Here is a 25,239-nt window from a genome sequence, read left to right as displayed (position 1 = left end):
TTTGCGTCCGTCTTCCTTCAGATTCCGCCTCACGGCGGACACCCTTGACTTTCGCTAACAGTTCCTACTGCCAAGTCTGTAGTGGACTTTCACCACCAAGTTGTCGCCCATGCCGGGCGCACGAAAAGAAGCAGTCGCGCAGCAAGCGTGTCTGCATAGGAAAACTGGACGAAGCTGGGAACCTGGTTCCCTCTAAGCGATTGGCTATGCCGCCGGCAAAGCAAGGGCCGGTACCATCCACCGTCATGAAACGAAGCTTCTACGGAGCGACCTATCTGTTTGACAAAATCGGAGAACTGCTTGGTGTTACAGCCGATCTAAAAGCTTGCTTTCCTGAAAGCTATAAGCAGATACTCTCGATTGCCTACTTCTTGATTTTGGAAGATCGCAATACGATGCTTCGTTTTCCAAAGTGGGATCGCACCCATTCCCATCCTTACGGCAGCTGTATTCCCTCGCAAAGAAGCAGCGATCTGTTTGCCTCGGTTACGGAAGAAGCTAAAAATCGTTTTTTCAGCCTGCAGGCTAAGCGACGGACGGAGAATGAATATTGGGCTTATGATACTACCAGTGTTTCCTCCTATTCAGAGTCTCTTAAGCAAGTCAAATACGGTATCAACAAGGACCACGATCCGCTTGCGCAGATCAATCTTGCTTTGTTGTTTGGTGAAGAATCTGGCTTACCGTTTTACTACCGCAAGTTAGCAGGCAATATAAGCGATGTCAAAACAGTGAAGCACTTGCTTGCCGATCTAGGCAATCTTGGTTTTAGCAAGGTCAAACTCGTAATGGACCGAGGGTTTTACAGCAAGGAAAATATCGATGCCTTGTACCAAAATCATTTGAAATTTTTGATGGCCACAAAAGTATCCCTGAAATACGTGCAGGAAGAACTGAACAAGGTTCGAGATAACATCCGCACACGCGCTAATTACAATGCCAGCTACCAACTTTACAGCCATACTGCAACGATAGACTGGGAGTATTCACAGAAACGCCCGTACAAAGGCGATGTGATTGAAGGGAAACGGCGGATGTACCTGCATCTTTATTTTAGCGGTGAAAAAGCACTGGAGCACGAGAACCGTTTCAATGCGCTTCTTGATCGGCTCGAAGCAGAACTAGTTTCCGGGAACCGCAAAGCAGAACACGAAAAGCAGTACGCTAAATACTTCGAAATCACTTCAACACCAAAACGCGGGACAAAGGTAACCCCAAAACAAAAAGCCATTACCCAAGCGGAAAAAGACTACGGATTCTTTGCCCTCATCAGCAATGAAATCAAGGATCCCATCGCCGCTTTAGATTTGTACCGTAACAAAGACATCGTTGAGAAAGCCTTTGGAAATCTTAAAGAACGGTTGAATTTACGGCGCACAGCCGTTTCATCAGAAAGTTCGCTTGAAGGAAAATTATTCGTGCAGTTTATTGCATTGATCTATTTATCGTACATCAAAAAGCAGATGTCCGAAAAAGGGCTGTATAAAAATTATACGATGCAGGAATTACTGGACGAATTGGATGTCATTGAGGCATTTGAAAATCCAGGCAGTGCAGTACGAGTGGGTGAGATTACGAAGAAGCAGTCGCAATTATATAACACCTTAGGTGTTGTGCCCCCGACCACGTTATAATTTTTTGGGAATCTAGGTTTTAAAAGAAAATCAGCTGAATCAAATATCAAAAGCGGCATAATAATCGGTACCAAGTCAATGACACCAAGGGTCAAAGGCTATTTTTTAACTGCAAAACTTGAGTTATAAAGATTACTTAACAGGAAAATATAAGGAGAAAGCCAAGTATAATTTTAAACGTAAAAAGGATGCATTACTTTGGGAAGCTAATATGAAACTTAACAAAGCCAGTGGAATGGATATTGGGAGCAACCCTTATTTTTATGATTACTTTGAGAAATGGATTGATACATATAAATCAGTACCCAATGTATCAGCACGTACGTTTGATAATTATGTTACCACGAAGAACCATGTTAAAACATATTTTGAATTTGTAAAAATAAAAAATATAACAAAGGTGAACTACCAAACGTTCTTAAATGAACTAGCCTCTAAAAAAGCTAAATCAACTAATCAGAAGATGAATAAACATATCAGGTCATGCGTTAAGGATGCCATTGAATCAGGTATAATAACAAAAGATTTCACGTATAATGTAACGGTATCTGGATTAGAAGGACAGTCTGAAGAAGATAAATTTTTATCTGAAGATGAAATCAAACGTGTAATGTCTGAAATAAGAAATGGGATAACTTTAGATATGACCACTCGTTGGATGGCTATTCTACAATTTGCTGCTGGATTACGATATTCAGAAGTAGCTGGTTTAACAGTTGATGATCTTAAAAATAATACATTACGTATCAATAAAGCCTGGGATTTTAAAGGGAAAAAACTAGGGCCAACTAAGAATGGCCTTAATCGGACGATTCGTATTGAACCTGCCGTTTTTAAAGAGTTGAGAGCCTATGCCATCAAAAAGAAAGAAATGAACTTAAAACAAGGTATTTCCAACGATTTACTCTTTACAACTATTGAGGGTCTACCACCCTCTCATACTGCGATGAACAAAACTCTTAGAAGAGCATGTAAAAGAGCTGATGTGAAAAAAGTGACGTCTCATGCTTTACGACACACACATGTCTCTTTACTAATTTATCATGGTATGGATATAGTAAGCATATCTAAAAGAATTGGACATTCTAGTCCAACAACAACTATCGAAAAATACTCTCATATCATTAATGAGTTAGAGCATAAGAATGATCAAATCTCGGATGAAATGATTGCTAGCATCTTCTAAATTTGTTCAGAAACTATTCAGAAATTTATTCCTGAATGGCGATTTATGCCGGTTATCTAATTGTCTGATGATGATTAAATCAGTATAGAGGTTGATAACGAGCATGTATTTAAGTTCTCCCGAAACGTATAAAAAAAGCAAGTGATCCTGAAGATCACTTGCTTTTTTTATTTGATCCTCTTTCCAATACAAATAGAACCGGCAGACTATCCACAGCCTGCCGGTTCTATTTATTATTATTTCTTAAAAGTACAGGTGATCAATAAAGGTGCAAGTAGTTGTCTTTCTCCCACTGACTGACCGCAGCTTTATAAGAATCCCATTCGACCATTTTAGCTTTAACGAAATTCGTATAGATATGATTACCTAAAGACTCCTTGATCACATCATTTTTCTTCAGTGCTTTAAGAGCGCTATGAAGGCTGGTAGGTAAAGACTTGATTCCCTGCTGTTCTAGCTGAGCCTCGTCCATATCATAGATGTTGTCATTCGTTTCTTCAGGTGGTGTCATTTCATTGGTGATGCCGTCCAGTCCAGCTTTCAGCATCGCTGCTAATGCCAGGTAAGGATTAGCCATCGGATCAACTGAACGTACTTCCAGACGAGTAGACATGCCTCTTGATGCTGGAATTCTTATCATCGGTGTACGGTTGCTTCCAGACCATGCGATATATACAGGAGCCTCATAACCAGGTACCAGACGCTTGTACGAGTTAACGGTCGGATTGGTAACTGCAGTAAATGCCGGGGCATGATGAAGCAGGCCTGCCAGAAATTGATACGCTTCTGTACTTAATTGTCTTTCATCCGACTCATCATAAAATACATTCTCGTTATTTCTGAATAAAGACATGTTGCTGTGCATGCCTGAGCCATTAATACCAAATACAGGTTTAGCCATGAATGTCGCATGTAATCCATACTTACGGGCGACCGTCTTAACAACTAATTTAAAGGTCTGAATATTATCACAGGCTTCAACTGCATCTGCATACTTCCAGTCGATTTCATGCTGTCCAGGGGCCACTTCATGATGACTCGCTTCAATTTCAAATCCTAGATCTTCCAGTTCAAGAACGATATCCCGTCGGCAGTTTTCAGCCAGATCAGTTGGAGCCAAATCAAAGTATCCACCATTATCATTAGGTCTTTCAGTTATTTCATCGTTTTCATCTAGTTTAAGTAAAAAGAATTCAGGTTCGGGCCCAAGATTGAAAGACGAATAGCCCAAATCTTTTGCTTCTTTAAGTACACGTTTCAAATTGTTTCTCGGATCTCCCAAAAACGGCGTCCCATCAGGATTCACGATATCACATATCAATCGTGCCACACGCCCTTTTTTAGTCGATTCCGTTTCCCAAGTAAATACCAGCCAAGTATCAAAGTCTGGTTTCAGATACATGTCCGATTCCTGTATACGAACAAACCCTTCGATAGAAGATCCATCAAACATCATTTTGCCGTCCAGAACTTTATCAAGCTGACTTACAGGCACCTCTACGTTTTTTACTGTTCCCAGTATATCTGTGAACATCAAGCGCAAAAAGCGTACATTACTCTCTTTTACATCTTTCATTATTGTTTCTCTGGTCACCTTTGTCATGTCTTCCTCTCCCCTATCTATACCACTTGTTGTATTACTTACATTTAGGTTGCTATTAAAAGCACTTTTGAATGGTACCACTAGATGATGCACCATGCAATAGGAGGTTAATATGTAAATGAAATACGGTTATTTACAGAAGATTATTAAGTTCAAGGTGAATATACTTTCGATAATTAATAACCCACCTGCCTCCCTGCTGCTTTTCAGCAACAGGAAGACAGGTGGGTATATTTTAATAGAGTTCAAAGTAACGATCGGTTTCCCACTGCGTAACAACCTTGGTAAAGTTATGCCAGTCTGCAGATTTCGCTGCGACAAATCGTTCAAAAATATGCTCTCCTAATCCGTCGATAATTGTTTGATCTTTTTTAAGAGATTCAATTGCTTCATAAAGGTTCTGTGGCAGAGACTGTATATTATTTTCGTCCCGCTCGATCTGGTCCATATTATAGATATTCTTGTTAACTGGACTAGGCGCGCTTTTTGCTTCACCGATGCCTTTTAGTCCTGCTTTGAGCAATACTGCTAATGCCAGATACGGGTTAGCTGTCGGATCTACGCTTCGCAACTCAACTCGCGTAGAATTGCCTCTAGAAGCCGGTACTCTAACGAGTGGGGTTCTATTAGTTCCTGACCAGGCAACGTAAACAGGTGCTTCATATCCAGGCGTCAGACGCTTGTATGAGTTGACTATCGGATTACATACCGCAGTGTAGGCTTGAGCATGATCCAGAAGGCCTGCAATGAACTGGTAAGCTGTTCCACTTAATCCATCTTCAGATTCAGAATCGTAAAATGCGTTACCCTCTTCATTGAAAAGAGACATATTGAAATGCATACCGGATCCACTGATGTTTTCGATCGGTTTAGGCATAAATATCGCATGAAGGCCGTGCTTTCTGGCTACCGTCTTGACAATCAGCTTGAATGTCTGGATATTATCACATGCTTCAACGGCATCTGCATATTTCCAGTCAATTTCATGCTGTCCGGGAGCAGCTTCATGGTGGCTTGCTTCTATTTCAAATCCGAGAGCTTCCAACTCCAGAACAATGTCTCTACGACAGTTTTCAGCCAGATCTGTAGGCGCCAGATCAAAGTAACCACCATTATCATTTAATGTTCTGCTCGGTTTACCATTCTCATCTAGTTTAAAGAGGAAAAATTCAGGCTCTGGTCCCAGATTAAAGGATGTGAAGCCAAACTCCTTCATTTCCTTCACAACACGTTTAAGGTTGTTTCTTGGGTCTCCCGCAAAAGGCTGACCGTCAGGCATGTGGACATCACAAATAAAACGGGCAATCTTGCCGTCACCATTTTCAAGTTTCCATGGGAATATCAGCCATGTATCTAGATCAGGATGCAGCTTCATATCACTTTGATCAATTTCTACAAATCCATCTATTGATGAGCCGTCAAACGCCATTTCATTATTCATGACTTTTTCCAGCTGACTAACTGGTACCTCCACATTTTTGATTACTCCATCGATATCTGTAAACATCAATCGGAGAAACCTCACATTCTTCTCCTCTGCTTCTTTTCGAATCGTCTCTTTTATCTCGGCGGACATAGTCCTGTCATCATTCCTTTCACCACTTCTCAGCGGCTCTTTTTATTCATACATATTAGGGTACTAGTAAGACAGACTGATGTCAAACGAGAGGTCTTGATGTGTGAATTCAAAATTATACACTCTTCTGTTCATTTTTTAGATAGAAGCAAAAAAAAGCCGAGATCAGCTGATCTCGACATAACAAAAGTAATTACTTTTTATTTTACTGCGTCTTTCAATGCTTTACCAGCTTTGAATGCAGGGACTTTGCTTGCAGGGATCTGGATTTCTTCCCCAGTTTGAGGGTTACGTCCTTTACGTGCAGCACGATCACGTACTTCAAAGTTACCAAAGCCAATTACTTGAACTTTTTCACCTTCAGCTAGTGAATCTTTGATTGTTTCGAAAACCGCTTCTACTGCTGCAGTCGCGTCTTTTTTAGTAAGGTCAGCTGTTGCTGCTACTTTTTCGATTAATTCTGCTTTATTTGCCATTGTATTCTTTCACCTCCTCAAAAGAAGATCGATGCATGAAGACCATTAAGTCCACTTGCGATCTTGCAACATTCCTTTGTTTTGAATGTAATGGGTGAAATAGTCTATTCTTGACATTTCATTTAAAAAGATACCACAGAATCGTTGATACTGCAATGGTTTTGTCAAATTCTCTTCCATTCCTCACATAGGGTCAGCCGATTATTTTGTTAGAAACTACTTTCGTCGTCTCGGTATAATACGAATAGGTGTTCCTTCAAATCTGAATGTATCACGGAATCTGTTCTCCAGATACCTTGCATATGAAAAGTGCAGCAGCTCCGGATCGTTCACAAATATAACGAATGTCGGAGGTGATACAGCGACTTGGGTCGTATAATAGATCTTCAGACGGCGCCCTTTATCAGTAGGCGTCGGATTCGTAGCGACGGCATCCATCACGACATCGTTCAAGATTGAAGACTGAATTCGAAGATTTCGGTTCATAAATACTTCTTCAATTTTATCCGGCAGCAGGTGAAGACGCTTTTTGGTCATAGCGGATACGAAAATGATTGGAGCATAGGCTAAGTACTGAAACTCATCTCTGACATCCAGTTCAAATTCCTTCATTGTATTTGTTTCTTTCTCAATCGTGTCCCACTTGTTGACGACCAGTATGATTCCTTTGCCAGCTTCATGAGCATAGCCGAATACACGCTTATCCTGCTCTCTGATACCTTCTTCAGCATTAATGACACATAAGACCACATCAGAACGTTCAATTGCTCTCATTGCTCTTAGAACACTGTATTTCTCTGTATCTTCGTATACTTTCCCTTTTTTACGCATGCCTGCGGTATCGATCATGACAAAGTCACGGCCATCTTTCGTTTCAAAACGAGTATCTACCGCTTCTCTAGTCGTTCCTGCTATATCAGAGACAATGACTCTTTCCTCTCCGATAATGGCATTGACCAGGCTGGATTTGCCTACGTTGGGTCTTCCGATCAGACTGAACTTGATCGTTGATCCATCGTATTCTTCTTCCATATCTTCAGGGAATTCCTTAATCACTGCATCCAGAACATCTCCAAGACCCAGTCCATGAGACCCTGATATAGGATACGGCGTACCAAGACCTAGTGAGTAAAACTCATAGATTTCCGTACGTAATTCCGGATTGTCTGCTTTATTGACAGCCAATATGATCGGCTTCCCAGACTTGAATAATAAAGGCGCAACCTGTTCGTCTGCATTAGTGACACCTTCTCTGACACTGGTCAGCATGATGATCACGTCAGCTTCTTCGATAGCAATTTGAGCCTGATTTCTAATCTGAATATTCAATGGTTCATCTTCCATAGTGATCCCACCGGTATCGATAAGAGAGAATTCTCTACCCAGCCATTCGGCATCAGCATAGATTCGGTCTCTTGTGACTCCCGATGAATCTTCTACTATAGAGATACGTTCGCCAACTATTCGATTAAAAATAGTGGATTTGCCCACATTTGGTCTTCCAACGATCGCTACTGTTGGTTTAGTCATTCAAACACCTTCTTCCATGACACTTTGCTTTAAATAGTCACACCCAACTAAAGCAGGCATAATACCTGCTTTAGTTGGGTGCGGTAATAATATACCGATTTGTTTAGCTGACTAGTCTTCGTCGCTGTCGTTATCCATAAATCCCGATAACTGATCGCCGATCTGGTCACCTAAAGTAAACGCACCTTCGTCATCATCATCACGAAGTGAAGGCTGTTTAACTGAAGGTCTTTCGTTCTGAGAAGACTGCTGAGGTGCTTCCTTAGCAGGAGCACTTTCAGTGTTTTCTGACAAAGCTTTGATACTTAGAGAAACTCGTTCTTCCTGAGGATTGACACTCAGAACTTTCACTTCAATTTCTTCGTCTTTAGCTACAATTTCATGAGGAGTTTCCACATGTTTATGAGCCATTTCGGAAATATGAACTAATCCTTCAACACCAGGTTTCACTTCAACAAAGGCGCCAAAGTCAGTCACTCTTTTCACTTTACCTGTTACAACTGTTCCAGGTGCAAGCTCTTCTTCAACATTGTCCCACGGTCCAGCTAGTGTTTCCTTGATAGATAGGGAGATGCGTCCCTGTTCTTTATCGACTTTTAGGACTTTAACGTCTATCTGATCACCAATAGACAACTTGTCTTTAGGATGATTGATACGCTCATGAGCAATTTCTGAAATGTGAACCAGACCATCTGCACCACCGACATTGACGAATGCGCCAAAGTTGGTCAGACGAACGACTTCACCAGAAACTACAGATCCTTCTTCAAGGTTTTCAAGAGCTTTCTCTTTTTCAGCAGCCTGTTCTTTTTCAAGCAGAACTTTACGAGATAAAATCAGCTGGCGCTCATTCGGATCGATTTCTAGAATCTTAAATGTGTAGGTTTGTCCTTCAAACTGACTTAAATCGCTGACAAATGATGTATCCATCTGAGACGCAGGTACAAACCCTCTAACGCCCAGATCAACTGTCAATCCGCCTTTAACTACTTTAGATATAGGTGCTTCAACTGTTTCATCATTATTATATTTTTCCTGAAGCTCTTCCCAGACTTTACGCTGATCGACACGCTTCTTGGATAGTATGAAGCTTCCCTGTTCTTTATCTTTTATATCTCTTAGTACGACTACATCGATAACATCTCCGACAGAGACGATATCTGATGGATGATCAAAGCGTTCAGAAGCAAGCTCTCTAGGAGGGATGTGCCCTTCCTGTCCTCCACCAAGACCGACAATAACTTGTTTTTCATTATCGATGGCGAGTACTTCACCTTTGACTAAATCACCCGGTGTAATGTCGACAACGTCTTTCATAACGTCTGACATTGACTCCGAATGCGTGTCATCTGTTTCAACAGCAGGCTGAACTTGAGCCTCTTCGTTTTCTGCAATCACATCTTCTGGAGATGTATCAGCAGACGAATTTACTTCAACTTGTTCATTCGCTGTTTCCACCGCTTCTTCGTTTGTCACTTCTTCTTCATTTCTGTTTTCTTTTTCTGTCATCTTTGTATGCCTCCAATACCAATAATTCCTACACTATTAATTGTACCGAATATGCTTTTTAAATTCCAGTAAAACATTTTCAGTTAAAAATCACCGTTTAGTTTAACTTAGTGCTAATCAATGACTTGATTTTTTCGACTACTTCTTCAATAGACAATTTAGTCGTATCGATGCGCACCGCATCCTCTGACTGCTTAAGCGGTGATGTGTCTCGCGTTGAGTCCTTATAGTCCCGTTCAGCGATATCTTTTTTCAATTGTTCCAGATCAGAGAAAATACCTTTGCTTCTGTTTTCCTTGTGGCGGCGTTCAGCCCGCTCCATTACGCTAGCCACCAGAAAAATCTTTACATCCGAATCCGGAAGAACAACTGTACCAATATCTCTTCCGTCCATGACCACACCATTATTTTCAGCTAGTTTCTGCTGACGGGTCACCATCTCTTCTCTTACTAGCGGGTGAGCCGCTACGATTGAAACAGTATTGGTCACATTATTCTTACGAATATCTTCAGTGACATCTTCATTGTTCAGATAGACAGACTGGGCCATGTTTCTCTTTTTCAGAGTGATTTCTGTATGTTTGAGGAGCTCTAATAGTGCGCCCTCATCTTTAATGTTGACATTCTTTCTTAAAGCTTCAAAAGTCAGCGCTCTGTACATTGCACCTGTATCGACATATATCAGGCCAAGATCATCTGCTATGCGTCTGGCCACCGTACTCTTCCCCGAAGAAGCTGGTCCATCAATAGCAATCGTTACATTATGGGTTTCCATTCACTTTACACATCCAATATAATATTTTAGCAATTATTTAACTCGGAGTTCCTGTCCTACATATACTGTTTCTACCGTCAAGCCGTTCAGCTGCATCAGCTCTTCAGTACTCATGCCGTGATTCAGAGCGATACGGTACATATTATCTCCTGCTTTAACCGTATAGTATTCTCCCTGACCAGCAGGTTCTGGTTCAGGTTCAGGCTCGGGCTCGGGTTCGGGCTCTGGTTCTGGCTGAGGTGCCGCTGGCTGCTCAGTTACTGGGGGTGTCTGAACACTTTCCGGTTCTTCGTCCGGCTCAGACTCCTCTTCAGGTTCAACTTCTGGCTCTGGTTCCTCATCTTCGATTTCCGGTTCTTCCTCTTCCGGTTCTTCTTCATCATTGACAGCCAATGACTGCTCAACTGAGGGGGATGAGGGATCCTCGGACATATCTTCCCTGTTTGAAAACCATGCATACGCAGAGATAGGTAAAATAATTAATAATGCCAAAAAAATCACGGTTACTGTTAAAATAGGGGAAATACGCTGTTCTCTTTCTCGCTTCGCTTTTCTGGACATCGGTTCATCATCAGTATAATCAACTTCTTCATCAAAACGTTTGGACCAGAGTTCTTCCATCGATTCACGATCTTTTTTACTCATTCATATACTCCTCTCAAACTAATCGTGTCTCATTATATCATAGAATCCTTATTCTTTGAGTCTAGCTTTGCAAATTAAATAAGAATTTTAGCTTGTCCTGCCACAGATCTTCACTCTTTTGTAATAAATTGGGCCATTCAAGTGGTTCATAAGGAAGTGAGAGGGTCCGGATGCACCCAGTGCAGCAGCCATTACGTCTAACTTCCGGTTTTTCACCAAAATAATCGAGTAGAACTTCGCGTTTGCATCCCTGTCGTTTAGCGTAATCCACCATGGTCCTTAGCTGGACTGATTTATGTGTCTGATAACGGTCAACCATTTCAGCAGCCTGTTCAAAAGGAATGTTCTGCTCTATAAAATGCCGACTTATATTTATCTTGGTGTCGCCTTTCAGATGATCGAGTGTCTCAGCATGTCTGTAAGCGAAAATCAGTTCATCTCTGTTCGGTAGAGTATTTTCCTGCAGTCTCATCTGGATCGCCTCATCGCCATTTTCATAAAGAAGTAAAGCGACCCCACCTTTTCTGTCTCTGGAACACCTGCCGATTTCCTGCAGGTACATCTCCGGACTTCCAGGTAGATGGTAGTGAATGATGAATCTGATATCCGGCTTATCGATCCCCATCCCAAAAGCACTGGTAGCACAGATAACGGGTAAGGCATCTGATAAAAATTGAGACTGTATCCTGCGCTTGTCCTCTTTATCCAGATCACTATGGTAACTTTCACAGGGAATCCCCATTTGTGATCGTATCAGTTCGGCCAGTTGATCGGCAAGTTTCTTACTGGAAAAATAAATAATGCCAGGTCCTTTGAACTCACTGACTGCATGTAGCAGCCGGTCCTGCTTGTCTCCGGCAGACTGTTCCACTCTCAGTTGTATAGACGGCCGGTCCACAGGATAAATAATCTGGTCCACTTCTGATCTGAGGTTAAGTACCGAAAGAATATCCTTTCTCACCTGTTCAACTGCCGTAGCAGTCAGTGCCAGTGTCAATGGATTGTTCAGTTCATGCCTTACTTTGCCCAACTTAAGATAGTCTGCTCTGAAATCCATTCCCCACTGAGAAATGCAGTGAGCTTCATCAACGACAAGAAGAGCAAGATCGATTTTTTTGAGCTGATCGATCATCCCTCGCTGCTGAAGCATTTCGGGAGACACGAATATAAATTTATATGCTGATAAATTCCGAAGAATATCCTGCTTTTCCGTATAGGAAAGAAAACTGTTCAGTGCAACTACCGACTTTTCACCGCTGCTTTTCATTTTTTCCACCTGATCTTCCATAAGTGAAAGCAGTGGCGAGATGATGACAGTCGATCCGCCAAGAATGTATGATGGAAGCTGATAACAGAGCGTTTTCCCCGTGCCTGTCGGCAGCATGACAAGTGCATGCCTCTCTGCAAGAACACTGCTTATCGCTTCTTCCTGTCCAGGGCGAAACTTATCAAATCCAAATTTGTCATTTAAAAGTTTTTTAGCCTGATTACTCCTGTCATTTATCATAAAAATCCACGGATCCTTTCGATTTCAATTAATCGATACCAGAAAAACTCAAGCTGTTGAATCTCCTGTTGTGCCTGAGCATAGGTTAGAGACGGATTGTTTTTAAAAAGTTCTTTCAGTCGATCTCGAACACGCTCTGGAATTAATGATTCGTACCCTTCATACCGAGTCATCAGCACTGCTTCAAGAACATGTTCTTTTATCGTATTCTCTTTTACTTTACGCAGGGCTGCTGTTTTATGAATCGTACTTCCATTCATTAAAAGTGTCAGACTTCTATAGGCACTAGCACTGAGTCCATAATGACAGGACTTGTGAACACTCTCCCACAAAGATTTCAACAGGACCGATTCATCAAGAGACTGGTCTAATCTGGCCATGAGAATCTCTGTAGTGATCAGGACTTCTAAAGGTGTCATATCATATTTCTGAGCTGTCTGTCTTTTAGTCATCCCTTCATAGTTATGACCGATCATCTGATCTACCATAAATGAAGGATATACATCTGGCAAGGTCTCGAGAAACACCTTAATCTCTTCCGACCATTTTACAGACAAGGATCTCTGAGGAAAACCTTGTTCTGCTAACCATTTTTTTATGCGGTTCTGACTGATTCTGTTACTGATATAAGGCATATATTCCTTGTTACCATAACTGAACTCAGATAAGATCTGGCTGACAAATATGAACGAATGCCAGAATTCTTTACGTGTCAGCGAACTGGACATATCCAGCCTGCAGTCCAGCATTGTATACTCTGAAATGAATGCTTGTTTAGCCTGCTGACCTTTGGTAGTCGCCTGGTATCGTCCTTCTTTTTCTGAGAGCCAGCCCAGAGCTGACAGTTTATACATCCTGTCTGTCCATTGTGCTGTAGATAGTGACAATGGAGAAAGAAAAAGAGATTGGAGCTGATTCTTCTCAGCAGTAAATAGGGTGGAAGGCGTCCGCTTTCCTTCTGCGATCAATTCCAGCTGTCTGATTGAAACAGCTGTTTCCTGAGAAAACAAGTAATTGATGTAGTTCAATTCAAACCTTTGTGTCATACGTCACCCACTGTATTCATATTAGTTTCTCCACCTCTACAATACACTATACAAGCAAATAATTTAAGTTCTTTATTATGTCATGTAATTTTGCAGAAGGAAACGTCGCCTGTGAACTGAACATGTAAAAGGCCTGCAGAGACTTGAACAGAAGCATTACAGGAGTGACCCTGTCATGATCCATACAAATTTCTGCAGACTGAAGTGTTCATATACAACGATACTTAATGTGTCTTCTTAAGATTGAGATACAGTAACCTGTGTCTGCTTCTTACGATTAATTTTCTTTCTAGTCTTATCAAGCCAAGGTTTAAGTTTCGAAAAGGCAATAAAGAACAGTACTGCTACTATAGGACCTTTAATCATATTGAAAGGCACAATAGCAAACAGCAGATAAGTTCTCATTGGTCCGACACTGAAACCCATTACTGCCATATAGGCAGGTGCAATAAACAGCCAGTTTGCTAAAGCCATAGTTGCAGTCAAAGAAACACTAGCAGCACCGCCAGCAAGAAGTTTAAATTTCAAGGCAGTTCCTTTTTTTGCGATAATCAAGTACAGCGGAAATGTATAAGATAATGTTGCAATAAAAGCTGCTGTATCTCCAATCGGAAATCCCATTTCTCCGCCCTTTTGAGCGTACGACAGGAGTGAGCGAATGAATGCAATAGCAACACCAGCCAGTGGTCCGTAGACATACATTCCGAAGAGCACCGCAAGATCACTGAAATCTATTTTCAGGAATGGTGATCCGGGCAGTATTGGGAATGAAATCATGGATATGACCCATGCAAGGGATGCCAGCATAGCAATGCCTACCAGTCGTTTTGTTTTGTTATTTGTCATAATAAATCCTCCTGAAAGGATCCATCCTGCTTAGGGTGAACTTAATGATGAGAGTGTTCTGGCCTCTGCTTGTCTGATACTTGAAGCAGGAAAGACAAAAAACTCTGCCAGTTCCCCACCTCAGGTCACTAACAGAGCAAAAAGACAGAATTTATTTTCAGTCAGAAAGCTCCATCTTCTTTATCCAGACTATACTGTCGGTACTGGAATTACACCAGTTCAGCAATCACTGATCGCTCGTGGACTTTACCACCGGTCGGGATTTACACCCTGCCCCTGAAGATGAATCGTTATATTTATTTCTGATATTATTATACTGAGTATAATCGATGAAGTCAAGCGCTCTTGCTCAACATTACACAGGACACTAAAACTATTGACATTATTCACTTTCCCCAGTTTCGATCGGAAGATGAATAAGGAACGACGCCCCTTTTCCTAATGTTGATTCGACTTCTATATACCCTTCATGTGCTTCTACGATGTTCTTAACTAATGACAGTCCAATGCCTGTACCATTTGCATTGAATGAGTAATTATTTCGGGATTTATCTGCTTTGAAGAATCGGTCGAAGATATACGGAACATCTTCTTCCGGTATTCCAGTCCCAGTATCTTTCACGACCATAACTACTTCGTTCAAGTCCTGCTCATTGTATAGCTGTAGCGTCACGACTTTTTCAGACTTATCAGTCATACTTGTGTGTCTGATCGCATTATTTATTAAATTGACAAACACCTGATCCATCTTATCTTTATCCATGACGAGATGAACGTCTTCTTTAGGCATGTCAAGCTGAAGCGAGACTTCGGATTCATTCGCCATTTTATCAAAACGGAAAAGCAGGCTTCTCAAGTAACTGTTAAGGTTCACATCAGTTTTCTGAAGCTCGATATAACCTGCTTCCATACGTGACAAATCAAGCATCTCATTTACCATACGGTTCATTCTCTGTGATTCATCACGAATGATCGCCGCCATCTCTTTTTTCTCTTCAGTGCTTTCCGCAACGTCGTCGAGTATCGCTTCACTGTAACCCTGAACCATGACCAGAGGGGTTCTCAATTCATGAGAGATATTATTGATAAAGTCGACTCTCATTTTATCAAGTCGATGTTTCTTCGTCTGATCATTAGTTGAAACAAGAATACCTCTTAAGTCTTCAGTAAAATCATCTACTAGAGGGAGAATCGTTACATCGTGATAAGATTCTTCCATTTCGATTGAAAACTCTCTGATTTTCTTATGTGTAACCACTTCCCGCAGCTGGTCCCCCAGATCGATAAACTCTTCATCATGTGAAAATGCAGATTTTTCGATTTGATATTGGGTAAGAAATAAGTCCCCGACCGGGTTGGACAGCAGGAGGGTCAGTTCTGAATCATAATAAAGAATACCTGTTTCGATGTTTTCCAATATATGAGCAAGCAGTTCTTTTTCCTGCTTAACCACTGTCCTGTTCGTTTCAAGTGAATGACCCATTTTATTCATTGCCATAGCCAGTTCAGACAAATCATCTCGCCCAGAAATCGGAAGCTGATGACTAAAATCGTCTCTTGCAAAGTCAAATGCTATATTCGTCATCGCATTTATTGGTTCGGACACATTTTTTTTGAGATACATGTAATAATAAGCTGCAATAAGCAGGTGAAGGATAGTCAAACCAGTAATGACCCAGGTCATCTGTCTCTCAATTGAGATAAGAAAAAATAGATCCGCATACGAGTATAGGATGAGTTCCTCTTCTTCTGTAGATGTCGGCTGGATACGAAACACAAAAGGAATGTTATAACTCACTTCATTATCCTGATCTGAGCGTATATTCACATGTTCCTCCTGGGGCTGAAAGTTCTGGATGATATCCGGTTTATTTTCCATTGTATCAAGGACATCCGCTGGAAAAGAGTAGACCCATGCTTCACCAGCTGGAGAATCGAACGTTTCAGAAGCCAGAGCGAAATGAATACTCGAATGGAGATTATTAATAGACTCAATGTTATCTATTAAAAAATGTGGATCCGCAATAGCTAAGCGTTCCACATTTATAATAATTTCTTCAAAGTCATTCATGAAGTTTTCTTTAATCTGCTGGGAATAAAATACACCGTAAAACACTGTAGTAGCAATAAAAGAAAATAGAGTGATACCAAAGGTGATAAGCCATATCCTGATTGCAACTACATTGATTTTCATGCTGTCTACTCCTCTTCTTCATGAGGATAAGAATTCAGCTTATATCCTAGTCCCCAGACTGTCTCGATCATTTTCGCTGCCACATCAGATTCTTTTTTGAGCTTTTCTCTCAAACGTTTAACATGGGTATCAACTGTTCTCAAGTCCCCGAAAAATTCATATTTCCACACTTCTCTTAAAAGCTGCTCTCTGCCAAAAATCTGATCAGGTGCTGACATGAGGTAATGAAGCAAATCATATTCCTTCGGAGTCAGATTGACAGTTTTCCCGTCCGCAGTAACACGTCGGGAATCGTTGTCGATTTCAAGATGAGGAAGCTTGAGGGTATCTGAAACATCTCCTGCAGCATCTGTTCCACCTGCGCTTGATTTTGTCCGCTTAATGATCGCTGCTACACGTAAAACGATTTCTCTTGGACTGAAAGGTTTAACGATATAATCGTCTGCTCCTACTTCAAACCCTTGTATCCGGTTTAGCTCTTCCCCTTTTGCCGTAAGCATCATGATAGGTGTCTCTTTTTCTTTTCGGATTTCTTCAGCTACCTGAATCCCGTCCATCTCAGGCATCATGACATCGAGCAGAATCAGGTCATATTCATTTTCCAGTGCGAGGTCCAGAGCAATCCTGCCGTTTTCAGCTTCATCAATATCGTAATCAGCTTTTTCAAGATACATTTTCAGTAAACGTCTGATTCTATCTTCATCATCTACAACTAATAACTTTTTAGCATTCCCTTGACTAGTCTCTTCGGTCACTTTAAGACACTCCTCTAAATAATAGTGGGTTCGTTCACTTATCGATCGCTGTTGATCTCTTGTCTATCATTATAAATGAAGAACAATGATACTTCCAATCATTTCGCCTGTGATCCGGTGGGTTAGGACTCTTCGACAAGCTGCTTGAGTTTATTGACCTCGAACTGTTTAAGTTCTCTCCATTCACCTGATTGAAGCCCTTCAGCAGTCAGGAAGCCGTATTTATCACGATTCAGTTTCTCGACTGGAAAGCCGACACTTTTAAGCATCTTTTTAACCTGATGGTTTTTCCCCTCATGAATCGTCAGTTCCACAAGACTAGTATTTTTTTTAGAATCCACATCAATAATTCGCGCTTTAGCCGGTCGTGTCTTGTATCCATCGATCACTACGCCTTTTTCTAGTCTGATTACAGATTTTTTATCGATCAGACCAGTGACTTTAGCAATATATGTTTTTTCCACGCCAAATTTAGGGTGAGTCAACTGATTTGTCAATTCACCATCATTGGTCAAGATAATCACACCAGTTGTATCATAATCCAGACGACCTACAGGATAGATGCGCTGTTCAACCCCGGAAAGCAGATCAACAACTGTTTTTCTTCCTTTAGGATCATCTGCGCTCGAGATTACACCCCTAGGCTTATTTAAAAGAAAATAGTACTTCTGTTCCTGTACAATAGGGACACTGTCCACTTCAATCAGATCAGTCTTTTTTACATTAATCCCCATTTCTTTCACTACTGCACCATTCACCTTGACTCTGCCCTCTTTTATCATCTTTTCAGACGCTCTTCTAGAAGCTACACCTGCGTGAGCCATGACTTTCTGTAAACGTTCCATAAACGTTTCTCCTCCATCTCTAGTATCAGACTATAACTAAAAATCAGCTGACTCTTCAAATAAACTCTGATTAGTCAATTCTTCTTCCAGTTCTAGTTCAGGTAATTCTGTTAAATCGTTCAAGCCGAAATAATCGAGAAAATAGTCAGTCGTACCGTAAAGTACAGGTTTACCGGGAGCATCAAGTCTTCCAATTTCCTGAATAAGATCACGGAGCTTCAATTTCTGAAGACTGGACGACAGCTGAACTCCTCTAATTTCTTCGATTTCCATTCGTGTGATCGGCTGCTTATAAGCAATTACCGCTAATGTCTCAACAGAGGCTTTACTCAGTTTCTTGCTCAATGGCGACTGAGCATATACTTGAATTGCTGGTGAGTATACTTTTTTTGTTGCAAGCTTGAAACTATCTGCTGTTTCGAGAAGGGTCAGTCCGCTTGTATCATCGCCTTCATATTTCTCTTTCAGCTTAGTCAGACAGACCTTTGTATGGTCCATCGTCGATTTTGTTAGCTGAGCCAGTTCATTTAACGTAACTCCTTGTTCACCTGCCACAAACAGCAATGCCTCTAATGTACCTAATTCATTCATCGCCTGTCGCTTCCTTTCATTGACCCACTGCTGAACTAAGATATATTTCTCCGAAACACTCTTTCTGTTCAATAAACAATCTGTTTTCTTTTATCATTTCAAGAACAGCTAAGAAAGTGACGACGAATTCCTTTTTTGTCGGCACGGTGAACAGGTCTATGAATAATATTTTCTGTCTGTTCTCCGATAACTTTTTCTCAAGCCATTCTATCTTATCACTGATCGTAATTTCTTCAAGATCAATAGTGGTCGGCCCAGGCTCCATCCACTGTTTTTTTCTGATCATTTCACCAAAGACACCCACAAGGTCGCCCAGTGACAGTTCATTGGGGCTCAACGGAATGGACTGCTGAAAATGTGTAAGATCTGAATGATCTTTTAAATAATACTGCTCCCTGTCATCCCTACGTTCAGACAGTTGTGAAGAGGCGTACTTAATTCTGCGATATTCAAGAAGGCGCTCTTGCAGCTTTTCAATAGAGTCTTCTTCAACATCGAACAGTTCGCCTTCTTCTTCCCACTCATCATTACGAGGAAGGAGAAGCTGACTCTTGATCGACATCAGGGTGGCAGCCATTACTAAATAGTCTCCAGCAATGTCGAGCTGCAGCATCTGCATTGCGTGGAGATAATTCAAGTACTGATCGGTTATTTCTTTTATCGGTATATCATAAATATCGATCTCATATTTATTTATGAGATGCAGCAGTAAATCCAGAGGCCCTTCAAAGACATCAAGATTGACTTTCCATTTTTCACTCATATGCTGTCCCTGCTTTACTCATCTCTATCGGCTTCTTTTTCCACTTTGTCACGAGTGGGGCAGTTTCCAGTGTGCCGACAATCTTCTTAGGTGAACAGATCCTTGACAGAGCTGTCAGCATTCGAAACGCCATGCCTTCTTCTCGATAAGACGGATTGATTGCAATGTGTCTGAGAAGAACAATTTCCTCTTCATCTTCAATACCGATCACTCCTGCCAGATCACCTGTTTCCTGACTTTTCCATAGGTAAAGCTGTCTGTTTTCTTCCTGTTCGTACCACTGCATCTCATTTGTGAGTCGAGTAGTATCTTTTAGATCAGGTACATAGGAAAGCAGTCCCATCGTTATTTTCTGGTAGTCTGATTTATATTTAATGAGCATCTTTCGCCCTCCTATCCCTCAAACTGTTGTGTGCTGACTTCCAGGTTAAGAAAATCAGTATAAGTTTCTCGTTTAACTGCCAGCGCATGTCTGCCTTCTTCGACGAAGACGACTGCTGGTCTCGGTAACCGGTTGTAGTTACTGGCCATTGAATAGCCGTACGCTCCTGTACTGAATACAGCCAGTATATCATCCTGAGCGGGTTTTGTAATGGAAAGATCCCAGATAAGCATATCTCCGCTTTCACAAGCTTTACCTGCGACAGATACTTCTTCTGTTTTTTCACCATTCACTTTATTGGCTAGAACTCCCGTGTATTTTGCCTGATACAAAGCAGGACGAATATTATCAGCCATACCTCCGTCTACAGAGATGTACTTTCTAATACCAGGAATTGATTTCTCAGTACCGATCGTATATAAAGATGTCCCCGCTTCTCCGACAATACTTCTACCCGGTTCGATCCAGATCTCAGGCAGGTCCATTTCCAGCTTCTGTGACTGATCTCTGACAGCTGCAATGATTGCATCAGCATAAGTGGATAGTGGCAGCGGCGCATCTTCCTGGGTGTAACGGATACCGAATCCCCCTCCGGTATTTAATACCGAGAGAGTAAAATCATATTTATTTTCCCATTCTTTTGCTTTGTCCATCAGTTTTGCAATAACTGCCTGATACCCGTCTACTTCAAAGATCTGTGAGCCTATATGAGCATGCAGACCGATAACGGTCAAATAAGGGGAATCCTGAAGCTCTCTGATTGCCTGTTCGGCCTGATCCGAAGACAAGTCAAACCCGAATTTAGAGTCTTCCTGTCCGGTGGTAATGTAATCATGGGTGTGAGCAGCCACGCCCGGTGTGACCCGGATGAGTACGTCCATCTGCTTTTTCTTGTTCTCAGTCAGTTCTTTCAGCATAGATAACTCGACGAAATTATCTACAACGATACAGCCGATATTATAATCGATGGCTTCCCTCAGCTCCTGCCATGACTTATTGTTGCCATGGAAATGAATTCTTTCTGCAGGAAAGTCTGCTTTGATTGCCAGAAACAATTCTCCTCCAGAGACGACATCAAGCGAGACATCTTCTTGGGCAAGAATCTCATATAATGCAAGGGACGAAAATGCTTTACTCGCATAAGCCACTTGGCTTTTGTTTTCATAAGCTTTGAAAGCATCTTTAAATGCTTTGATTTTCTTTTTAACAAGGCTGATGTCATAGACATATAAAGGCGTACCGTATGTTTCAGCCAGTTCTACTGAGTCAACCCCACTGATTTCAAGATGATTATCATTAGTGACGGTCATATTCTCCATCAGTCTGCTTTCATTTGAAACATTAGTCATTCTATCCCACATTTCTATTTAGTCTGAATCCTGATTGCTCTGTTTTTCAGTTCAAAAAACATCCAAGAATATCATACCTACATATGGCTGAAAAATCAAACTTCCTTAAAAAAAAGTACAGAATATGCACTTATACACACATGCTGGTCATGGGCGTTGCCTCTTAGACCCCTTTTTCAGAATATGAGGAAAGGAGTCCTTAGTTATTTCTAAGAACTCCTTTCCTTTATCTTCTTTATAGGTTCAGATCTGTTTACAGTTCAGCAATAACACGTTTGACCAGTGTCTTGAATGAATCTCTGACGCGCGTCGTCACTTCAACGACCTCGTCATGGTTCAATGATTCCTGCATCCCTGCAGCGTAGTTTGTAATACATGAGATGCCGGCGACTCTCAATCCAGCATGTCTTGCGACAATTACTTCCGGAACAGTTGACATGCCCACTGCATCTCCACCAAGAACGCGGATCATTCTGACTTCCGCTGGCGTTTCATAAGTCGGTCCTGTCAGACCAAGATAAACACCTTTCTGAATAGCAATATCATTTTCCTTAGCTACTTTTTCGATTGTTTCCTGATAGTCTCTATCGTAAGCCTGGCTCATATCAGTGAATCGAGGACCGAATGTTGCATCATTTGGTCCTAGAAGCGGATTGTCACCAGTCATATTAATATGATCAGTAATGATCATCAGGTCACCCGGTGTATACGATTCGTTGACTCCCCCAGCTGCGTTGGTCACCATCAGCGAACTCACGCCAAGCGCTTTCATCACTCTGACAGGGAAAGTGACTTCTTTAAAGCTATACCCTTCGTAATAGTGGAAACGTCCCTGCATAGCAATGACCTTGCGATCGCCCAGTGTTCCATATACAAGCTTGCCGGCGTGTCCTTCGACTGTTGACACAGGGAATCCTGGAATATCTTCGTAAAGGACTTCTACTGCATTCTCTGCTTCGTCAGCAAGTTCTCCAAGTCCAGATCCTAAAATAAGTCCGATTTCAGGATGTTCCATTCCTTTTTCTTTCAGAAAAGCTGCAGCGTGTTCAATAGCTACTACGTATGTTTCGTTCATTAGTCAGTCTCCTTCGCACGATCTTTATAATCTACCTAGTTTAATTTATCTAAAAAGCTTTCACCGAATCCAGTTCCTTCGACACCAAAGTTTTCAGCAACAGTTGCGCCGATATCAGCAAAGTGTCCCTGAGGAAGAGCTTGGGGGTTTTTAAATTTCGGGCTGAATGCAAGCAATGGTACATACTCACGTGTATGATCAGTCCCATGATGAGTTGGATCATTCCCATGATCGGCTGTGATGACAAGCAGATCCTCTACATCAAGTGCCTTGATGAGTTCAGGTACTCGTGCATCAAATGCTTCAAGAGCCTCTTTGTAGCCTGTTACATTACGTCTGTGTCCATACAAGGCGTCGAAATCGACCAGGTTGGTAAAACTCAATCCAGTAAAGTCTTTTTTCATGACATCAAGCAGTTTATCTACTCCATCCATGTTGGAAGATGTACGCACGGAATCAGTAATGCCTTGTCCATTGAAGATATCATTGATTTTACCTACAGCTACTACATCTTTTCCAGCTGCTTTCAGTTTGTCCAGCACAGTTTCTCCGAACGGGTCCAATGCGTAGTCATGGCGGTTGCTGGTACGAGTAAAGTCCCCAGGTTCTCCCACATATGGTCGAGCAATGATTCTTCCAATCATATAGGGCTCGTCTTTAGTAAGTTCTCTGACATATTCACAAATGTCGTATAGTTCTTCGAGAGGAATTACTTCTTCATGTGCAGCGATCTGAAGGACAGGGTCTGCAGATGTATATACGATCAGATCTCCCGTTTCCATCTGATGCTTGCCGTATTCATCCAAAATATCAGTTCCAGAAGCAGGTTTGTTCCCGACTATTTTACGGCCGGTATGCTTTTCGATCTGATCGATCAGCTCAGCCGGGAAACCGTCAGGAAATACGCGGAAAGGCTTATCAATGTGCAGCCCCATGATTTCCCAGTGGCCAGTCATCGTATCTTTACCAACTGATACCTCTTCTAATTTTGTATAATAAGCAGAAGTATCATCAACTGGATCGATCCCTTTAAGCGGAGCAATGTTGCCTAACCCCATTGCCTGCATATGTGGCAGATGAAGACCAGCTTCTTCTGCTATATGGCCTAGTGTGTGAGCGCCTTCATCATTGAACTCTTTGGCATCAGGTGCTTCGCCGATACCGACAGAATCCAGTACCATTAAGTGTATTCGTTTAAATGACATACTATGTCCTCCTAGATTGTCTTTCATTCAGAATAAATCAGGTCAACTGAAAAAGCAAGAATACATGAAAGTCGGGCCTTATATATGATAAAATTTTTATCATTTACTCATCTTATTCAGGCTCTCGGATGGTATTTTCCATAAATATCCTTTAAGCGATGTTTGGTAATATGTGTATAAATCTGTGTTGTAGACACATCGGAATGCCCCAGAAGCTCCTGAACTACTCTTAAATCTGCGCCATTTTCCAGAAGATGAGTAGCAAAGGAATGCCTCAAGGTATGAGGCGTAATCGAAGCCCTGATTCCCGCTTCCTGTTTCAGTTGTCTGATTTTTTTCCACACCCCTTGCCTTGACAAGGGTGCCCCCCTGGAATTGAGAAAGATAACGGAGGTTTCTTTCCTTGCCTTGTTCAATAAAAATGGACGCGCGCTTTCCATATAATACTCAAGCCACTTGCACCCCATTTCACCAATTGGAATGAGTCTCTCCTTATTCCCCTTACCAACGATTTTAATCAGTTTCATCGACAGATGAATATCCTCAGTCGTCAGTTCGATCAGTTCAGTGATCCTGAGCCCCGATGCATAGAGGACTTCCAGCATTGCACGGTCTCTTATTCCTAAAGGTTTCGTTGTATCCGGCGTTTCCAGCAGCCGGTCTATATCGTTCATAGAAATAATTTTAGGCAGTGTCTCAGCTTTTTTTGGCGTCTTGACATACAGCATCGGATCTTCTGAAGTGAGCCCTTCCTGTTTTAAAAACTGATGAAATTTTCTCAGACTGGAAAACTGCCTGATTATAGTATTATCTGACTTATCAGATTGTCTTTCCTCACTAAAGAAAGAGAGGAGAACGTAGCGATCGATCTCCTCCCAGCTGACTATCCCTTGTTTGTTCAAATAATCTACGTAGTGTCTGATATCTCTCTGATAACTCTCAACAGTGTTAGGAGCCAGCCCTTTTTCAACCTTGAGATAGATGAGATAATCTTCAAGCGGTCGTCTATCCATTGACATCGCCCTCTTCTTCCTTGTCCTGCTCTGCACAGTTTCTGCAGATTCCGTGAAAAGTCAGACGATGGTCCTTAACGAGAAAGTGATAATCTCTTTCAATTTCCTTTTCGATTTCAAACAGCATATCCTGCTTCACTTCTTCAATGCTGCCGCATTTAAGGCAGAGTAAGTGATGGTGCTGATGTTTGTCACTTCCCATGTTCAGGTCGTACCTGGCAATCCCGTCCTGAAAAGTCAGCTTGTTGATGATCTGCAGCTCCGTAAGTATTTCTAGCGTTCGGTAAACTGTAGCTAGACCGATGCCGGTATTTTTGGCCTTGACTAGCAGATAAATTTCTTCTGCACTCAAATGGTCCTTTTCTTTTTCAAGCAGCACTTCCACTGTCAGTTCCCTCTGTGGAGTCAGTTTAAATCCGGCTTTATGGAGCTTTTCCTTGATTAGTTTAAATGAAGAGTCTAGTTTTTTCATGATGAACTCCCTTAGTTGATAATGATTACAAAGTATTCCGATTATTCATTAGAATAAGTTTGAGACTCCCACGGCTAAAGCCGCAAGCCCGAACCTTTCGGTTTGACGGGTGGGATTCTTGAGTGCTTGTACGAGCGCAGTCCATTTCTGTTTTGTTCAAGCCTCAAGGTGAGGGCATCTCATTGCCCCTCCTAAGACAGTGCATATAGCATCTTAGGCTGGTTAACTGTGACCGTCAACCACAGGTGCATAGCGAATATTC

23 protein-coding genes and 1 riboswitch are annotated in these 25,239 nt (G+C 41.6%); of the genes, 2 read left to right on the top strand and 21 right to left on the bottom strand.

Annotated features, from left to right (window positions below; all coding sequences use genetic code 11):
- The first annotated feature begins 44 nt into the window (after positions 1–44).
- A complete protein-coding gene (locus ACYQ4S_RS05465; protein WP_459769894.1) occupies positions 45–1,634 on the top strand; it encodes an IS1634 family transposase in 1,590 nt (529 codons plus the stop codon).
- A 118-nt stretch (positions 1,635–1,752) separates the two neighbouring features.
- A complete protein-coding gene (locus ACYQ4S_RS05460; RefSeq protein WP_459769892.1) occupies positions 1,753–2,820 on the top strand; it encodes a tyrosine-type recombinase/integrase in 1,068 nt (355 codons plus the stop codon).
- A gap of 259 nt (positions 2,821–3,079) precedes the next feature.
- On the opposite strand, the gene glnA (ACYQ4S_RS05455) is transcribed toward ACYQ4S_RS05460, so the two are convergent.
- The 21 genes from glnA (ACYQ4S_RS05455) to fur form a co-directional block, all read right to left on the bottom strand.
- Positions 3,080–4,423 carry a type I glutamate--ammonia ligase gene (gene glnA, locus ACYQ4S_RS05455; RefSeq protein ID WP_459769890.1) on the bottom strand — a complete coding sequence of 448 codons (1,344 nt, stop codon included), beginning with the start codon at positions 4,421–4,423 and terminating at the stop codon, positions 3,080–3,082.
- 235 nt (positions 4,424–4,658) lie between these two features.
- Positions 4,659–5,999 carry a type I glutamate--ammonia ligase gene (gene glnA, locus ACYQ4S_RS05450; protein WP_459769888.1) on the bottom strand — a complete coding sequence of 447 codons (1,341 nt, stop codon included), beginning with the start codon at positions 5,997–5,999 and terminating at the stop codon, positions 4,659–4,661.
- A gap of 200 nt (positions 6,000–6,199) precedes the next feature.
- On the bottom strand, positions 6,200–6,475 hold the full coding sequence (locus ACYQ4S_RS05445; RefSeq protein ID WP_091266765.1) for an HU family DNA-binding protein: 276 nt from the start codon (positions 6,473–6,475) through the stop codon (positions 6,200–6,202).
- A gap of 216 nt (positions 6,476–6,691) precedes the next feature.
- Positions 6,692–8,005 (bottom strand): ribosome biogenesis GTPase Der, encoded by a 1,314-nt coding sequence (gene der, locus ACYQ4S_RS05440; RefSeq protein WP_459769886.1) that lies wholly within the window; start codon positions 8,003–8,005, stop codon positions 6,692–6,694.
- A 111-nt stretch (positions 8,006–8,116) separates the two neighbouring features.
- On the bottom strand, positions 8,117–9,514 hold the full coding sequence (rpsA, locus tag ACYQ4S_RS05435; protein WP_459769884.1) for a 30S ribosomal protein S1: 1,398 nt from the start codon (positions 9,512–9,514) through the stop codon (positions 8,117–8,119).
- Positions 9,515–9,611: 97 nt separating this feature from the next.
- Positions 9,612–10,289, bottom strand: a complete 678-nt coding sequence (gene cmk / locus ACYQ4S_RS05430) for a (d)CMP kinase (RefSeq protein ID WP_459769883.1) — start codon at positions 10,287–10,289, stop codon at positions 9,612–9,614.
- 33 nt (positions 10,290–10,322) lie between these two features.
- On the bottom strand, positions 10,323–10,934 hold the full coding sequence (locus ACYQ4S_RS05425) for a LysM peptidoglycan-binding domain-containing protein (RefSeq protein ID WP_459769881.1): 612 nt from the start codon (positions 10,932–10,934) through the stop codon (positions 10,323–10,325).
- A gap of 61 nt (positions 10,935–10,995) precedes the next feature.
- Positions 10,996–12,441, bottom strand: a complete 1,446-nt coding sequence (locus ACYQ4S_RS05420; protein WP_459769879.1) for a RecQ family ATP-dependent DNA helicase — start codon at positions 12,439–12,441, stop codon at positions 10,996–10,998.
- Positions 12,438–13,487: a helix-turn-helix domain-containing protein gene (locus ACYQ4S_RS05415; protein WP_459769877.1), complete on the bottom strand. Its 1,050-nt coding sequence runs from the start codon at positions 13,485–13,487 to the stop codon at positions 12,438–12,440. Before ACYQ4S_RS05415 ends, ACYQ4S_RS05420 begins: the two co-directional genes overlap by 4 nt.
- Before the next feature lie 237 nt (positions 13,488–13,724).
- On the bottom strand, positions 13,725–14,333 hold the full coding sequence (locus ACYQ4S_RS05410; RefSeq protein WP_459769875.1) for an ECF transporter S component: 609 nt from the start codon (positions 14,331–14,333) through the stop codon (positions 13,725–13,727).
- A 169-nt stretch (positions 14,334–14,502) separates the two neighbouring features.
- Positions 14,503–14,621, bottom strand: a riboswitch (FMN riboswitch).
- Between the two features lie 94 nt (positions 14,622–14,715).
- The gene (locus tag ACYQ4S_RS05405; protein ID WP_459769873.1) at positions 14,716–16,527 is read right to left on the bottom strand and encodes a sensor histidine kinase; all 1,812 of its coding nucleotides are present in this window, start codon (positions 16,525–16,527) and stop codon (positions 14,716–14,718) included.
- A gap of 5 nt (positions 16,528–16,532) precedes the next feature.
- Positions 16,533–17,282, bottom strand: coding sequence for a response regulator transcription factor (locus ACYQ4S_RS05400; protein WP_281241338.1), 750 nt, complete (start codon positions 17,280–17,282; stop codon positions 16,533–16,535).
- A gap of 122 nt (positions 17,283–17,404) precedes the next feature.
- Positions 17,405–18,127 carry a pseudouridine synthase gene (locus ACYQ4S_RS05395; protein ID WP_091266788.1) on the bottom strand — a complete coding sequence of 241 codons (723 nt, stop codon included), beginning with the start codon at positions 18,125–18,127 and terminating at the stop codon, positions 17,405–17,407.
- A 36-nt stretch (positions 18,128–18,163) separates the two neighbouring features.
- A complete protein-coding gene (gene scpB, locus ACYQ4S_RS05390; protein ID WP_346024707.1) occupies positions 18,164–18,718 on the bottom strand; it encodes an SMC-Scp complex subunit ScpB in 555 nt (184 codons plus the stop codon).
- A 16-nt stretch (positions 18,719–18,734) separates the two neighbouring features.
- Positions 18,735–19,481 (bottom strand): segregation/condensation protein A, encoded by a 747-nt coding sequence (locus ACYQ4S_RS05385; RefSeq protein ID WP_346024706.1) that lies wholly within the window; start codon positions 19,479–19,481, stop codon positions 18,735–18,737.
- The gene (locus ACYQ4S_RS05380) at positions 19,474–19,863 is read right to left on the bottom strand and encodes a GNAT family N-acetyltransferase (protein ID WP_459769870.1); all 390 of its coding nucleotides are present in this window, start codon (positions 19,861–19,863) and stop codon (positions 19,474–19,476) included. The genes ACYQ4S_RS05385 and ACYQ4S_RS05380 overlap by 8 nt, the downstream gene beginning before the upstream one ends.
- Positions 19,864–19,874: 11 nt before the next feature.
- Positions 19,875–21,212: a diaminopimelate decarboxylase gene (gene lysA / locus ACYQ4S_RS05375; protein ID WP_459769868.1), complete on the bottom strand. Its 1,338-nt coding sequence runs from the start codon at positions 21,210–21,212 to the stop codon at positions 19,875–19,877.
- A 253-nt stretch (positions 21,213–21,465) separates the two neighbouring features.
- Positions 21,466–22,287 carry a purine-nucleoside phosphorylase gene (locus ACYQ4S_RS05370; RefSeq protein ID WP_459769866.1) on the bottom strand — a complete coding sequence of 274 codons (822 nt, stop codon included), beginning with the start codon at positions 22,285–22,287 and terminating at the stop codon, positions 21,466–21,468.
- 35 nt (positions 22,288–22,322) lie between these two features.
- Entirely contained in the window at positions 22,323–23,492 is a 1,170-nt protein-coding gene (gene deoB, locus ACYQ4S_RS05365; RefSeq protein ID WP_459769864.1) for a phosphopentomutase, read from the bottom strand.
- A 116-nt stretch (positions 23,493–23,608) separates the two neighbouring features.
- Positions 23,609–24,505, bottom strand: coding sequence for a site-specific tyrosine recombinase XerD (gene xerD, locus ACYQ4S_RS05360; RefSeq protein ID WP_459769862.1), 897 nt, complete (start codon positions 24,503–24,505; stop codon positions 23,609–23,611).
- Positions 24,498–24,977 carry a ferric iron uptake transcriptional regulator gene (fur, locus tag ACYQ4S_RS05355; RefSeq protein ID WP_346024701.1) on the bottom strand — a complete coding sequence of 160 codons (480 nt, stop codon included), beginning with the start codon at positions 24,975–24,977 and terminating at the stop codon, positions 24,498–24,500. The genes xerD and fur overlap by 8 nt, the downstream gene beginning before the upstream one ends.
- Positions 24,978–25,239: the final 262 nt, after the last annotated feature.

The sequence above is a fragment of the Alkalibacterium sp. s-m-28 genome (genome assembly GCF_054658175.1).
This window is presented reverse-complemented; position numbering and strand designations above follow the sequence as displayed.

Excerpts from the sequence above, each read along its gene's own strand:
- ACYQ4S_RS05420 (WP_459769879.1), bottom strand. The coding sequence starts at position 12,441 with ATGATAAATGACAGGAGTAATCAGGCTAAAAAACTTTTAAATGACAAA.
- ACYQ4S_RS05380 (WP_459769870.1), bottom strand. The coding sequence starts at position 19,863 with ATGCTCATTAAATATAAATCAGACTACCAGAAAATAACGATGGGACTG.
- scpB (WP_346024707.1), bottom strand. The coding sequence starts at position 18,718 with ATGAATGAATTAGGTACATTAGAGGCATTGCTGTTTGTGGCAGGTGAA.
- deoB (WP_459769864.1), bottom strand. The coding sequence starts at position 23,492 with ATGTCATTTAAACGAATACACTTAATGGTACTGGATTCTGTCGGTATC.
- ACYQ4S_RS05370 (WP_459769866.1), bottom strand. The coding sequence starts at position 22,287 with ATGAACGAAACATACGTAGTAGCTATTGAACACGCTGCAGCTTTTCTG.
- ACYQ4S_RS05405 (WP_459769873.1), bottom strand. The coding sequence starts at position 16,527 with ATGAAAATCAATGTAGTTGCAATCAGGATATGGCTTATCACCTTTGGT.
- rpsA (WP_459769884.1), bottom strand. The coding sequence starts at position 9,514 with ATGACAGAAAAAGAAAACAGAAATGAAGAAGAAGTGACAAACGAAGAA.
- lysA (WP_459769868.1), bottom strand. The coding sequence starts at position 21,212 with ATGACTAATGTTTCAAATGAAAGCAGACTGATGGAGAATATGACCGTC.
- ACYQ4S_RS05385 (WP_346024706.1), bottom strand. The coding sequence starts at position 19,481 with ATGAGTGAAAAATGGAAAGTCAATCTTGATGTCTTTGAAGGGCCTCTG.
- ACYQ4S_RS05395 (WP_091266788.1), bottom strand. The coding sequence starts at position 18,127 with ATGGAACGTTTACAGAAAGTCATGGCTCACGCAGGTGTAGCTTCTAGA.
- ACYQ4S_RS05415 (WP_459769877.1), bottom strand. The coding sequence starts at position 13,487 with ATGACACAAAGGTTTGAATTGAACTACATCAATTACTTGTTTTCTCAG.
- ACYQ4S_RS05425 (WP_459769881.1), bottom strand. The coding sequence starts at position 10,934 with ATGAGTAAAAAAGATCGTGAATCGATGGAAGAACTCTGGTCCAAACGT.
- ACYQ4S_RS05445 (WP_091266765.1), bottom strand. The coding sequence starts at position 6,475 with ATGGCAAATAAAGCAGAATTAATCGAAAAAGTAGCAGCAACAGCTGAC.
- fur (WP_346024701.1), bottom strand. The coding sequence starts at position 24,977 with ATGAAAAAACTAGACTCTTCATTTAAACTAATCAAGGAAAAGCTCCAT.
- der (WP_459769886.1), bottom strand. The coding sequence starts at position 8,005 with ATGACTAAACCAACAGTAGCGATCGTTGGAAGACCAAATGTGGGCAAA.
- ACYQ4S_RS05410 (WP_459769875.1), bottom strand. The coding sequence starts at position 14,333 with ATGACAAATAACAAAACAAAACGACTGGTAGGCATTGCTATGCTGGCA.
- glnA (WP_459769888.1), bottom strand. The coding sequence starts at position 5,999 with ATGTCCGCCGAGATAAAAGAGACGATTCGAAAAGAAGCAGAGGAGAAG.
- xerD (WP_459769862.1), bottom strand. The coding sequence starts at position 24,505 with ATGGATAGACGACCGCTTGAAGATTATCTCATCTATCTCAAGGTTGAA.
- cmk (WP_459769883.1), bottom strand. The coding sequence starts at position 10,289 with ATGGAAACCCATAATGTAACGATTGCTATTGATGGACCAGCTTCTTCG.
- glnA (WP_459769890.1), bottom strand. The coding sequence starts at position 4,423 with ATGACAAAGGTGACCAGAGAAACAATAATGAAAGATGTAAAAGAGAGT.